General features: G+C 59.5%; 10 protein-coding genes and 4 pseudogenes. 8 read left to right on the forward strand and 6 right to left on the reverse strand.

Features of this window, described 5'->3' with window-relative positions:
* Window positions 1-336: 336 nt before the first annotated feature.
* Both XI08_RS05885 and XI08_RS46155 read right to left on the reverse strand, forming a co-directional pair.
* A pseudogene (locus tag XI08_RS05885) lies at window positions 337-709 on the reverse strand (helix-turn-helix domain-containing protein); the annotation flags it as partial.
* 78 nt (window positions 710-787) lie between these two features.
* Window positions 788-1249 (reverse strand): methyl-accepting chemotaxis protein, encoded by a 462-nt coding sequence (locus XI08_RS46155; protein WP_442869768.1) that lies wholly within the window; start codon window positions 1247-1249, stop codon window positions 788-790.
* Here XI08_RS46155 and XI08_RS05895 point away from each other — a divergent pair.
* The 4 genes and pseudogenes from XI08_RS05895 to XI08_RS05910 all read left to right on the forward strand — a co-directional run.
* Entirely contained in the window at window positions 1203-1850 is a 648-nt protein-coding gene (locus XI08_RS05895; RefSeq protein WP_271553020.1) for a DEAD/DEAH box helicase, read from the forward strand. The two genes, XI08_RS46155 and XI08_RS05895, sit on opposite strands and share 47 nt — an antisense overlap.
* Window positions 1834-3693 (forward strand): helicase-related protein, encoded by a 1860-nt coding sequence (locus XI08_RS05900; RefSeq protein WP_271573731.1) that lies wholly within the window; start codon window positions 1834-1836, stop codon window positions 3691-3693. Before XI08_RS05895 ends, XI08_RS05900 begins: the two co-directional genes overlap by 17 nt.
* Before the next feature lie 19 nt (window positions 3694-3712).
* Entirely contained in the window at window positions 3713-4006 is a 294-nt protein-coding gene (locus tag XI08_RS05905) for a DCL family protein (protein WP_161536471.1), read from the forward strand.
* Between the two features lie 134 nt (window positions 4007-4140).
* Window positions 4141-4490: pseudogene (locus tag XI08_RS05910) on the forward strand (S16 family serine protease); the annotation flags it as partial.
* On the opposite strand, the gene XI08_RS05915 reads toward XI08_RS05910, so the two are convergent.
* Both XI08_RS05915 and XI08_RS05920 read right to left on the reverse strand, forming a co-directional pair.
* Entirely contained in the window at window positions 4449-4826 is a 378-nt protein-coding gene (locus XI08_RS05915) for a HigA family addiction module antitoxin (protein WP_097669882.1), read from the reverse strand. The pseudogene XI08_RS05910 and the gene XI08_RS05915 sit on opposite strands and share 42 nt — an antisense overlap.
* Entirely contained in the window at window positions 4823-5797 is a 975-nt protein-coding gene (locus tag XI08_RS05920) for a hypothetical protein (RefSeq protein WP_271573732.1), read from the reverse strand. Before XI08_RS05920 ends, XI08_RS05915 begins: the two co-directional genes overlap by 4 nt.
* Before the next feature lie 361 nt (window positions 5798-6158).
* Here XI08_RS05920 and XI08_RS05925 point away from each other — a divergent pair, with 361 nt between their 5' ends.
* Entirely contained in the window at window positions 6159-7760 is a 1602-nt protein-coding gene (locus XI08_RS05925) for a Fic family protein (RefSeq protein ID WP_271573733.1), read from the forward strand.
* A gap of 51 nt (window positions 7761-7811) precedes the next feature.
* On the opposite strand, the pseudogene XI08_RS05930 reads toward XI08_RS05925, so the two are convergent.
* Window positions 7812-8297 (reverse strand): annotated as a pseudogene (locus XI08_RS05930) (LrgB family protein); the annotation flags it as partial.
* A gap of 672 nt (window positions 8298-8969) precedes the next feature.
* Between XI08_RS05930 and XI08_RS05935 the strand changes: the two are divergent.
* Window positions 8970-9242 (forward strand): hypothetical protein, encoded by a 273-nt coding sequence (locus XI08_RS05935; protein ID WP_179880093.1) that lies wholly within the window; start codon window positions 8970-8972, stop codon window positions 9240-9242.
* A 446-nt stretch (window positions 9243-9688) separates the two neighbouring features.
* Entirely contained in the window at window positions 9689-10414 is a 726-nt protein-coding gene (locus XI08_RS05940; protein WP_097669888.1) for a LuxR family transcriptional regulator, read from the forward strand.
* A gap of 365 nt (window positions 10415-10779) precedes the next feature.
* Here the strand turns inward: XI08_RS05940 and XI08_RS05945 are convergent, their stop codons facing one another.
* Entirely contained in the window at window positions 10780-11505 is a 726-nt protein-coding gene (locus XI08_RS05945) for an outer membrane protein (RefSeq protein ID WP_097669885.1), read from the reverse strand.
* 521 nt (window positions 11506-12026) lie between these two features.
* Between XI08_RS05945 and XI08_RS05950 the strand changes: the two are divergent.
* A pseudogene (locus XI08_RS05950) lies at window positions 12027-12257 on the forward strand (IS21 family transposase); the annotation flags it as partial.

Below are 12257 nucleotides of genomic sequence, written 5' to 3' on the forward strand. Positions count from 1 at the left end.
ATAGCATTTGCCAATGACAAAGCGGAAGCGACATCGAGCGCGGCAAACAGCGTGGTCGTACCATGCCGCACATAGCTGTGGGTGCGACGTTCCGGCACGGGGGGGGGGGGGGGGGGGGGGGGGGGGGGGGGGGGGGGGGGGGGGGGGGGGGGGGGGGGGGGGGGGGGGGGGGGGGGGGGGGGGGGGGGGGGGGGGGGGGGGGGGGGGGGGGGGGGGGGGGGGGGGGGGGGGGGGGGGGGGGGGGGGGGGGGGGGGGGGGGGGGGGGGGGGGGGGGGGGGGGGGGGGGGGGGGGGGGGGGGGGGGGGGGGGGGGGGGGGGGGGGGGGGGGGGGGGGGGCGCGGCCCTCGAGCGGATCGACCAGTGCGTCGCGCCGGGCGGCGTCGTACGCAATGTCCGCTCGATTACCTCGGCAACCTGATCATGGTCGATGGTTCGAGGGCGGCCAGGGCGGGCTTCGTCAAGCAGGCCATCACAGCGATCCTTCAAGAATCGGCGGCGCCACTTGCCAACGGTGTGTTCATGGATGCCAAGTTCGGCAGCCACAGACTTGCTTGGCAGACCATCTGCACACCGCAGGATCGCGCGGCACCGCTCAGATAGCGATCGGGCTACACGATGACGACGAACTTGCCTCTCCAAGTACGCCCGCTCCTGCGGACTCAGTACCAACGGCGCGATCGACCGGCCTTTCACACCTGCATTCGCCACGAGGGCTCCCCTCTCTAGAGATTCGAGCGATCAACTAATGTCACGAACTTGCATTCCAGATGACTAGGTTCAAGCTGACTAAGACGCGGCTTGGCGCATCTCGCTAACAAATGTCGCAATCGCTTGGCCGAGGGCGCGGTTGCGATCCATAAGGTCATGAACTGTGCGGACGACGTCATCGACCGCCCCACGGCTGGTCGCAGCGGCGCCGGAAATTTCGAGAACGTGCCCGGCTACTGCGCGTGCTCCGGCCGCAGCGGATTCGGCGCTGCGGCTGATGTCCCCGATGGCGGCATTTTGTTCATCAAGAATGCTGACGATAGATGTAGTCGTTTCGCCAACTCGATTGATGACGTCGAATATTCGCCGGATAGCGGCCACGGCGGCATCCGTTTCGGTCTGAACCGCTACGATTTGTGTGGCGATCTCCTGAGTAGCATTCTTGGTCTGACTTGCTAGGGCTTTGACTTCCCCGGCCGCGACGGCAAAATCCTTGCCTGTTTCGCCCGCCTGGCCACGGCTTTTGCTAGCGGGAAGCATACTTGCGCGGTCGGATCAGCGGGCCTATCAAGACGCAGCGCTTCGTATCGCCACCGCGGCAATCACGCTCTCCGCTAGTGAGACTATTAAAGATTCTGGCGCGGTTCTCTTAGGCCAGCTATCGAATTTTCGTGCGGTTGCGCTCGCGACCGAACGCGGATTGCTCACTGCCGATGTTGATGGACGACTCGGCATGGCGTTACGTATCGAGGCGCAACGCCGCCAGATGGATCAGTCGATCCTTGTCCAATCCAGTGGGCGATGGATTCAGGTCAATGACTTCCAACAACGATTCTGGAGCCAGGCCGACAATTACCAATGGCTTTCGGCATCTGCTCCGACAGCATCGGGAAAGACGTTCTTAGTCTTGCAATGGCTGATCGACCAAATCCGATCGAGCGAGATGCGTGTCGCTGTCTATTTGGCGCCGACAAGGGCACTTGTTGCTGAGATCGAAGCAAATCTAGTCTCGTTGCTCGGAGCCCGCAGCGGCATAGAAGTCTCCTCGCTTCCGATTCGGGAAAAGCATGACAAAGCGCAGGAAGGCGGTCCCACGCGCTATCTTTGTTCTGACCCAGGAGCGCATGCACCTGCTCGCTAACGCCGTCGGCGGCGCCTTCAAGGTCGATCTGCTCGTGGTCGACGAGGCACATAAGATCGGGGACAACCAACGCGGCGTTGTTCTTCAGGATGCCATAGAGCGCGCCAGCCGCTCCAATCCCACGCTCAAGCTCGTGTTCATCAGTCCCGCCACGCAAAACCCGCAGGAGCTTCTTGCAGATGCTCCGGAGGGAGCTCACACCGCGTCGTTTGAAAGCGACGTTCCGACTGTGCTTCAAAACCTCATCGTGACCGAGCAGGTGCCGCGTAAGCCAAAACTATGGAAATTGTCGGCACGCCAACACGCGTCTATGCTGCCGCTCGGCGTGGTCCAGCTGGGCAGTAGCCCAGGCTCTCTCAAGAAAAAGCTGGCGTTCATCGCCGCTGCTGCCGGAGAGCGCGGCGGGACACTCGTCTACGCGAACGGCGCCGCCGATTCCGAAGACATCGCCGATCTCATCAGTCAGTTGATACCGGAAGTACCATCTGCCCCTGAATTGCTTGAGCTTGCGGATTTGGCGCGCAAAGGCGTTCACCCGCACTACAGGCTCGCGCCGCTCGTCGAGCGAGGCGTTGCTTTTCACTATGGCAACATGCCGTCGCTCGTCCGCTCGGAGGTCGAGCGGCTGTTCCGGTCGGGCAAGATTCGCTTTCTTGTTTGTACCTCGACGCTCATCGAAGGTGTAAATCTGTCGTGCCGAACCATTGTACTGCGCGGCCCACGAAAGGGCATCGGGCATCCGATGGAGGCGCACGATTTCTGGAATCTTGCCGGCCGCGCCGGTCGATGGGGCGATGAATTCCAAGGGAATATCATCTGCATCGATCCTCAGAACGCACAGGCATGGCCTGATGGCGTTCCCGAACGTGCACGCTTCCCAATCAAACGCGAAAGTGACGCGGTGATCGAACAGGGAGATAGCCTTGCGGATTATTTGGACCGCCGGGCAACGACTGATTTGGCCGATTTCGAAGATCCAAATCAATTCGAGCAGGTCGCCTCATATCTGCTCGCTACATTTTTACGGCAGGGATCAATTGCACAATCCAGCCTCGCCAAACGCCACAATCCCGCGACCATCGAGCGGCTTGAAGCGAGTCTTGCAAATATCGCCACGCAGATCGCGATAGGCCCAGATATCGCAGCCCGACATCCTGGTGTTAGCGCCCTGGGCATGCAGCGCCTGTTGGATGCATTCCGCAACTACAAAGGTGATGTCGAGAATCTTTTGCCGGCCGCCGTCGACAGCCAGGACAGCTACGATCGTTTCGTGACGATTATGCGCCGGATCAACCAATATCTGTTTCCCGCATTCACACCAGACAAGATCATTCCGCTTCACGCACTGATTGTCGTGCAATGGCTAAAGGGGTTCTCCTTGTCTCGAATGATCGAGCGAAACATCGACTACCATCGCAGGACCGGTCGGTCATTTAAGCTGCCTGTCCTGATACGCAGCACGATGGAGATGGTCGAACAAATCGCGCGATTTCGGGCGCCGAAGTATTTGTCCGCCTATGTCGACGTTCTCAATATGTACCTAGTTGCATTAGGGCGGGAAGACCTCATCGATGGTGATGTCGATATAGGAACGCAGCTCGAGTTCGGTGTTTCTTCGCGGACCTTACTCTCGCTGATCGAGCTCGGATTATCGCGCGTGAGCGCTGTCGCGCTGTACGAAAAGATCGCAAGAGATGACCTCAATAAGGAAGATTGCATTTCTTGGGTAAGAGAACGCAACGCTCAGTTCGAGGGCATGGACATTTCGGCCATCATCCTGCGTGAGATTCGCGCCAAACTGCTACCTGAGGGCAACGCAGGAGCTGCCACGTCAACATCCTAATATTGATTGGGAGACTTTTATGGTCAAAAAGCCGGTTACAATTGGCCCTCATCACTTCAGTAAGAAGGGAGATGCCGCCGCGTTTTTGAAGGCAATGCTTCATAAGTATGATGTTGGAGACAAAGTCAGCGCGGGCGATGCCGAGGTACTGCTTGCAGCACTGGCGCTCCACCCGGATGCGACTACGAAGATGGGGCTAGGCATCACTCATTTCAGCGTCAGGAGCGCGGACTTCGGCTCAAAATGCTTCTGGGTCAATCGTGTCGATGGAAGCAGCGAAAAGTTTTCATACAAGGCCTGTATCCGCGGTTAAACTATTGAATAGAGACCCTCCATTCGCGTCGATCCACGACCTGCCCAGTACTTCACTGTCCGTCTCTTTGCCGCCGGCATCTCGGATGCTCACCGCACTTTGCGGACCTACCAATAACTGTAGGTTGCCCACGGCTCGCGATGTTCACGGCGCTCACCTCGCTGCTGACCAACAGAACCGTGTGGAAAGACGCCGCCATGACCGGCGAGATTTCCCTGCGTGGCCTGGTGCGTCGGCGGCATCAAGGAGAAGGTGGTCGCGGCGGCCGCGGGGGGCCTGATGCGCGTCGTTCGACGACATTCCGAAGGGCGCCCGCGACGCGCTGGAGCTCATCTGGCTCGAACGCGTCGATCAGGCCGCCGAAGCCGCTTTGGATCCACCGCGAAATGAGGCCGGTCCGAGGCCAACCTCGCCGCCGCGCGATTTCGGCGCAGCGGGTCGGTTAGGCCGGCGTTTCCGTTATGAAATCGGTCGCCGGCACTAGGCGGCGAACCGCATCGGCCGCGCCGCCCAGTTTCTTTTCGGCATCGAACAGATCGACAGCCATCTGCAGGTTCATCCACAATTTCGCCGACGTGCCGAGCGCCTTGCTCAGCAGGATCGCGGTCTCGGCGGTAATCGCCCGCTTGCCGTTGACGATTTCGTTGACGCGAAAGCGCGACACGCCCATCGCTTCCGCGAGTTGGTCCTGAGTGATTTCGCTCGGGGTGAGGAAATCCTCGCGGAGCACCTCACCCGGATTTGTCGGTCGTCGTTCGGTCATGTCGGCCTCGGTGGTCTTAGCCAGTGTCTTCAAGCGCGATGTTGACAGCCTTCTCATGCTGCCATTGGAACGTCACCCACCACCGGCCTTCGGTGTTGCAGCAGAAGGTGGGCGGCGTGGTGTTGCGACGCTTTGCGATGCGTCCGTGTCCCGCAATTCGACAGTCCTCGAGCTTGTCGGCTGCGAGCAGGATGTCGATTTGCCTGGCGGCTCTGGCTGCGACGCTTGCGGGCACATCCGTACGGTGTCGGCCGCTGTAAACGTCCTCTGTTCGCTGGTCTGCGAACGTATTCATGGTAGTTCTCCTCGGAGATTGAGATCGATGCTGAGCTGGACGAAAAAATCGTCCGGTTCGGGTCGATCCCAGGAGGAGAAATCCCGGTTCTAACGCGGTAGCAGTGGATCGCGACGCGCACCGCGTCGTCGTCGCACAGGTATGCGCGGGTCCATTTGAAGACGAACCTCTGGATGAGGCGGACGCGCTTTTCGATGGCTTGCTTGACAGCGAGCTCGATGCGCTGGACATCCGCCTCGGACAGATGCACGTGCGCGATCTCGTGGTGGAGACAAAAGTACAGGTCCGAATCTGGCTCCGCAGGAGCGTTTTCCGGGAAATCGTGATGTCCGGCGACGATGACCGGACTCGGCAGGATGCTCTTCCAGAGGTCGATGACCTCGTCGCGGATGGCATCGATCTTCTTGCGCGAAATGTACGCTTCGTCGATTTGCGCGTGCTCGCGCCAGAACGGCGTGGCTGCGGCACGGGCGACGTCGCAGACCTCGGCTTTTTCAGACACCAGCAGCGACGACGGCTTGATGTCGGAATGACTGATGGTCGACCAGAAGTGTTTCTTTCCCAGCGTTCCGTCGACGGTCAGCACCGCGATGAGCCGCGCCAAGTCGGCGGCGTGCTGGTGGTCGCGATCGTTGTGGCTGAGGAATACGGCAGCCTGGGTAGTCGGCGGGGAGACCGTCGTCTCCTCACCTAACAAAGCTATCTTCAAGTCTGGCCGTATCGTGATCGTCATGGTTCCAATATGTATCACATAGTGTGACATTACAAGGGGGGCGAGAAAATTCTCGGCGAGCCTGTTTCGAGCGCAATGTGTCAGGAACCGGAAAATTGGCGCAATATACAACAGAAGTTACAATGGCTTGTTCGGGCTCATCACCAAATTAGCGAAGTCGATCGACGCGAAAGTAGTGTGATTATACGGCACTAAATTAGTGTTTTCGTACGACACCGGATTAGTGTAAATAAACGATGCGAAACCAGCGTAACCGAACAACGCAAATCTAGTGTAATTGGACGACATGAAACTAGTGTGAGCCGACGTCGCCAAATGCGTGGCGATGATCATCCGCACCCGCCCCCTGGGAGAAAATCGCATGGCGAGCCTCAACGAAAAACTCGCGGGCTCTCTGAGCAATCTGCGCGAACTCAGCAAGAACGGCGATAGGCGGGTCTTCAAACTCGCCGAGCTGGGTCGAGCCGACCGCCAACGGCTATCGGAAGCGGGATTTCTGAGCGAGATCATCCGAGGATGGGTCTTGATGGTCCGTCCCGGCGAGAAGCCCGGCGACACGACCTCATGGTATTCGTCGTTCTGGCAGTTCTGCCGGGCATACCTCGACGACCGGTTCGACAAGAACTGGGTGGTATCTCCCGAAGCTTCGATCGTCCTCCATGCCGAGAATTTGAACGTCCCACCCCAGGTCATCGTGCATTCGCCGGCTGCGAACAATCAACGGCTCGATCTGCTGCACAACAATCATCTGTACTTGCTCAGAGTGCCGAAGCTTCCAACGTCGGCCGTCGAGGTCGCAGGTATGCGCGCCTTTTCGCAGGCGGACGCTTTATGCTTGGCTTCGCCCACGTTCTGGCAGAACAACAAGAACGACGTCATCGCCTTGCTCGGCTCGATCAGAGGCACCACCACGATCCTGAATGCCCTGCTGGCCGGAGGCTACGTGCTCGCGGCAGGCCGGTTGGCGGGTGCCTACAGGCTTCTGGGAAACGCGCGCGCAGCGGACGAAATCGTCGCCACCATGAAGCGCGCCGGACACGAAGTCCGGGAGGACGCCGATCCCTTCAAGGGCCCCGTGACCACGCAGCTATCCGTCACCCGCCCGGTGTCTCCCATCGCGACCCGCGTGAAACTGATGTGGGCGGAGATGCGCGACAAGGTACTGCAGAACTTCGACGTCGAGCCCCGAAGGATCAACGATCGCGACGGATACCTGGCATCCATCGACGATCGGTACACCTCGGACGCGTACCACTCGTTGTCGATCGAGGGCTACACGGTGACCGAGCAACTCATCGAAAAGGTCCGACAGGGATCTTGGAATCCGGACGGCGACGCGGACGACCGGCAGCAACGCGACGCGCTCGCCGCCAAGGGATATTGGGACGCGTTCCAAGAAGTACGCGCCGCGGTCGCCCGCATTCTCGACGGCGAATCGGCGGAGGAAGTCGTCGAGCGCGAACACCTCAATTGGTATCGCGCTCTCTTTCAGCCGTCGTTGGCGGCCGGCATCGTCAAGCCGGAGAATATGGCGGGGTACCGACAGCACCTTCTGCATATCCGCGGCTCCCGACACACGCCCGTGAACTGGGAAACCGTGCCGGACGCGATGGAATCGTTCTTCGAATGTCTGAAGGCCGAACAGGATCCGCGCGTGCGCGCGATCCTGGGGCACTTCATCTTCACGTTCATCCATCCCCTGCCCGACGGCAACGGGCGGACCGGTCGTTTCATCATGAACTCGATGCTCGCGTCGGCGGGAATTCCCTGGACCATCGTTCCTGTCGACCGGCGCGACGAATACATGAGGGCGCTCGAGGATGCGAGCGGCGGCCTCGACATCGTGCCTTTCACGAAATTGGTGGTCGATTGCACTAAGCACGAGCCGCCGCCTCCCAGGCGGAGCAAGCCTGGCGAGACATTGGCCGAAGTCGACCTCAATGCGGTCGGCTCGAAATCATGATGCGTCGAGCGGGAGCCCGTCATAGCCTAGAGGCGGACTGCGAGACGCGGGCGCGGCGCCGCGAAGGCCGGGAGCCGACAGGAGCGCTTCGCTGATTCTCATTGCAACGCCGGCCGTGACGGACTTCGGTGCGAGGGACAGGATAATCTCCCGGGGGAGCCCCGCGGCTTCGGCAAGCAGAACCACCGATGTCACCGCTGTGATTGAGCCGACAACCAGGGCGGCTAACATCGGAACGATCGCCGTGGTAACAAGCTTGCGATTTTCATAGAGTGGCACGGCGAGCGCGACTGTCGCAGGCCCGAGCAGGAAATGTACAAACTGCGCGCCGGCGAAATAGGTTGTGTAGGAAGTGCCGGTCAGAAGCAGAAACAGGCCGATAATCCACATTGCATGCAGGACCGGGTTCGCAAGCGGATGGCGATGCGTTGCCAAGGATAGCGCATCCGTGATCGCATAGACCAGCAACGTGGCAGTCAGCCAGAGTAGCGGCGACTGTGAAAGATAGACCCAGAGCGAGTGGGGATTGTCGTTCAATTTCGCCTCCGGCCGGCCGATCAGGCGGCTAACAAGCAGGAAGGTCAGCACGGTCACGAGCAAAGTGACGGTCACCGAGAAGATGAGCACTAGAATACTGATACAATTGAAGTAGATCTCATGGCCCCTATCGCTCTTGAGGAAACCGAATGCGCCCCCTGGATCGATCTGCACGACCGTACCTATGCCGTCCATCAGGCGCTCTTGGTCCTGCAGCTACTGCGCGCTTGATTGAAGCTGCCTCGCACACAATAGACGAGATCGGCGTACGCCTCATCCTGCTCGCCCGCCCCGCTCGACATTGACCCTCCCGCCAACTCGTGCCGCGGCTCGCGCAAATGGCGCTGTCGCCTTTCCTCCTTATGTCATGATTGCTTCAATGCACTTACTTTGCAACCAACCGTCCGCCTTTCAAGCCTTTGTCCCGACGGTTGATTTTCACGAAATCAACAGTTGGTATGACACTTGCTGTCCGACCCCCGGGGTCCTCCCTTCTGGAGATGCGCATGCAAAGTGTCCTCTACATCAAGCAGATCTCGCGACCGCGCGTATCTCCCATTGCGCCTTTGACGTGGCCATTTTCTGCCCCTTCGATTCATTTTCGCCGGACCTGCCGGACGGGCCCGCTGAGACGCCGGCCAATCATGCGAGGGGTCTGGCTTCGGCTGTTCCGTGTTGCTCATCGATCGCGTCACCGACGCCGTCATAGGGCGGAGGATCAGCCAACTGTTTGCGATGGCAATTCGCAAGATCGGGAAGAAAAATGACGCTCCTGTTGTCTTCGTCGGCAAGCAGAGAATGGATACCGACAACGCGCAGGTCGAGTCCGGCACCGCCAAGTGCATCGGCGTGCTCTACCTTACCTGTATCGCGGAGCTCAGTGCCCAGGATCTCCTCGTGCTCGGCCTTGAGACAAAGCGAAGCGTCGTTCGGACAGGACCTTAGTTTCTCGCCATCCAATCTGAACAGAGCCGGGCCTGTAGCCGCTCGTGCTGCTTGGTTCGCCTCGCCAGCTGAGTCGCCAGGGCCCTCGGACTTTCTATCACTGCCAAACCATCAACATGGACGACGGCGCGGTGATCTCCGATTTGGCCAGTGCGTCATCTGCGAGCTGGACCGATCACTTCGCATGTACAACGGCGCTTCGATTGCGGCGTGCCGCTCGGACCAGGGATGGTGGCGGCATCTCGGCTGTTTGACGGGACGATCATGCCGGCGCAGCCAGCGGCAGGGCAATTCGGGAATGGCGTCTGACGCAGCGTGCGAGCGCTCAGACTTCACGAAGAACAAACCCAAGAGTTCAGGTCATGGAATGGAATTTAGCTCTGCCTGAAACAAGCGTAATCGAACACAGTGACAGCGAGCTTGATCGGCGTTCTGAGGCGCCCATCATGGATCTCTTTAGCTTCACCGAATGCGCGAACCAGACGCATTCGCTCAAAACGCTGTTCGAGCTCCTTGTAAGTTGTGCCACCGAGGAAGGGTTCAGTGAAGTCGCTTACGGCGCTCTCAACTTCGTCGAGCCACTTCGGCTGGCGGAGTGTCCACCTCCGACTGTGGCTGTGAAGTGGCCGCCAGACTGGTGCGACCGATACTTCAAACGCAAGTACCATACTATCGATCCGGTGGTCCGCCGGACGCCGATGCTTTCGCGGCCATTTTTGTGGGATCAACTCGCCGCCCACTATCAACTTCAACCGGACGAGAGACGCGTACTGGACGAGGCGAGAGAGGCGGGCCTGAAGCATGGTATGAGCGTGCCATTGTTCGGCCCGTTGGGTCGGGTATCTGTGGTGTCGTTTGCATCTGCATCCGATGATGCTGATCCTCAGGACCACATCGGTCATCTCAATGCGCTGGCCTGGAACTTTCACACTGCCTATAGCGAGATCGCTCGTCCCTCCAATAATGGTTGCGACCGAAAAGTGGCACTATCTCAGCGGGAGGTAAATTGCATGCGGTGGGTGGCGGAGGGGAAATCGTCATGGGAAATTGGAATGATCCTGGGAATCAGCGAGAATACAGTCAATTTTCATATCAAGAATGCGATGCGAAAACTGGGTGCGACCAGCCGGATTCAAGCGATCGTTATGGCTATTCGCCTCAATGTTCTTTGAATTCATCAGTCGAATGGAACGAGCACCAACTGCCAAATTTTTGCTTCCAGCTTCTGGCAACTTCAGCATGGCACTTTCGGCCAAATCGCAGATGCAACGCTCATCGAGATAAGCGATCTCAAACCTCACGCTGCCTCAGGTTGTGGAGCCCCATAGTCGTCGACGACGTGTCGAATCGACTGACCTGGTCCGCCAGCGTTGGGGGCCAGGCGGCGTCGTTCCATCCAGCCGGTGATCCAGGCTTAGCCGAGCTCGGGCCTGGTGCTTCGGAAGTGCGGCAGGGATGCCCCGAGGGAGAGGAGCGTCTGAAGAAAGAGCCCCGACCATGGTCGGGGCCCCCGATTTACGCAATCGCGTGGAGATCACTATTTGGCAAACGCCGGGCCAAACTTGTAATTGAGCCGTGCCGTGATGAGATCGATGTCCTGGTGGACGCGATCGGCGCCAAGGGCCGGTGGGAAGCTTACGTTGCTGCGCTGCATGAACAAGTGGGTATACTCGACGCCAGCTGACCAGTCCGGCGTGAGGCTGACTTCGGCACCGGCGCCTAGCGCGCCACCCCAACGCACATCATTGTTTTTGGCAATCTCGGTGCCAGTAGCTACCGAGTTGACGTGATAGGTGTTGCTGGTCACCGCAGCACCGCCCTTGGCGTAAAGCAGCACAGCATTGAACGCGTAGCCGATATGGCCGGTGAGCAGACCGAACGCATCTGTCTTGGTGCCAATAGTATCTGTTGGGAAGGCGGTGCTGACATTGGAGCCGCTGAAGTCGGCCCAGTTGCCCTGGCCTTCGATGCCGTAGACCGTTTTGAAGATGTGCCAACGATAGCCAATCTGGCCGCCAATGGTGCCGCCAGTCGAATTATGGCAACCCTCGGGAGTGACGCCATTGAAATCCCAGCAATTGCGGCTCGTTCCCCAGCCGCCATTGACACCGATATAGGAGCCGGACCAATCGATAATCGGGACTGCGACCGGCAGCGGGGGCGCCTTGATCTTGACGGGCTGGCCGGCGAAGTCCGCGCCGAATGCGGGAGCGGCCGCACTGAGTGCGCCGATGCTTGCGGTCAGAATCAGAAAAGTCTTCATTCGAGTGTCGTTCCTTTCGATGCCCCCCGGCGCCGTGCGTTTAACAATATGATCGCGAATTGCTGTAACTGCGGCACAACATGTCTTCGAAAGAAATGGGGCCAATCGCACGCCGCGTCAGATTGTGAGCCGCGCAACTTGCCATGCACTGCCTTGACCGAAATGCTGCGGCCTGACAGTGGTCGCTTGGCGCAGGTCCTTCTTTGAATGCGATCCGTTCGTGATGGCCTGTGATGCGACAAAATGCTGCGAGGTGTTTGGCGAGGCCAGTAAAGTGGAATCTAGAGCAAGTCGGCGACGAGGCTGCACAGCCTCGCTATTATTCTGCCGCGCGGCGAACAGGATGGAAGTGGAGCGTCGACCATGATGAGAGGGCTACGCCGGGCTCGTGACGCAGGGAGGGCGTAGCCCGACCGGAGTTACGAGCCCGGCGTCGGCGCGATCCACAGCGGACCGCGCCGACTGGTGATCGCGGCCGGCTGGTTATGCAAGTGGTTCTTCCGCCAAGAGGAATCACTCGCGTGCCAGGCCGACACATTACCGATCACCAAATGAGGCTCTACATGAAGTACCGTCAGACCGATAGCCCACCCGTGGCCGCCGCCAAGGCGTCGTTCAGCACCTCGACCGCTTACCGGATCGAGAAGGATCGACGCCTTCCGTCGCAGAAGAAGGCTCCCCGCGGCCGTCGCCGGCCAGATCCCTTGGCCCGCGTATTTGAGACAGATATCGTGCCGATGCTGAAGGCCGCC

Origin of the sequence: Bradyrhizobium sp. CCBAU 11361, from assembly GCF_028128935.1 — a bacterium.
GTDB lineage: Bacteria > Pseudomonadota > Alphaproteobacteria > Rhizobiales > Xanthobacteraceae > Bradyrhizobium > Bradyrhizobium niftali.

What these genes read in the sequence shown, in the direction of transcription:
- XI08_RS46155 (WP_442869768.1), bottom strand. Translation starts at nt 1,249, where the DNA reads ATGCTTCCCGCTAGCAAAAGCCGTGGCCAGGCGGGCGAAACAGGCAAG.
- XI08_RS05925 (WP_271573733.1), top strand. Translation starts at nt 6,159, where the DNA reads ATGGCGAGCCTCAACGAAAAACTCGCGGGCTCTCTGAGCAATCTGCGC.
- XI08_RS05920 (WP_271573732.1), bottom strand. Translation starts at nt 5,797, where the DNA reads ATGACGATCACGATACGGCCAGACTTGAAGATAGCTTTGTTAGGTGAG.
- XI08_RS05915 (WP_097669882.1), bottom strand. Translation starts at nt 4,826, where the DNA reads ATGAGAAGGCTGTCAACATCGCGCTTGAAGACACTGGCTAAGACCACC.
- XI08_RS05905 (WP_161536471.1), top strand. Translation starts at nt 3,713, where the DNA reads ATGGTCAAAAAGCCGGTTACAATTGGCCCTCATCACTTCAGTAAGAAG.
- XI08_RS05900 (WP_271573731.1), top strand. Translation starts at nt 1,834, where the DNA reads ATGCACCTGCTCGCTAACGCCGTCGGCGGCGCCTTCAAGGTCGATCTG.
- XI08_RS05940 (WP_097669888.1), top strand. Translation starts at nt 9,689, where the DNA reads ATGGATCTCTTTAGCTTCACCGAATGCGCGAACCAGACGCATTCGCTC.
- XI08_RS05945 (WP_097669885.1), bottom strand. Translation starts at nt 11,505, where the DNA reads ATGAAGACTTTTCTGATTCTGACCGCAAGCATCGGCGCACTCAGTGCG.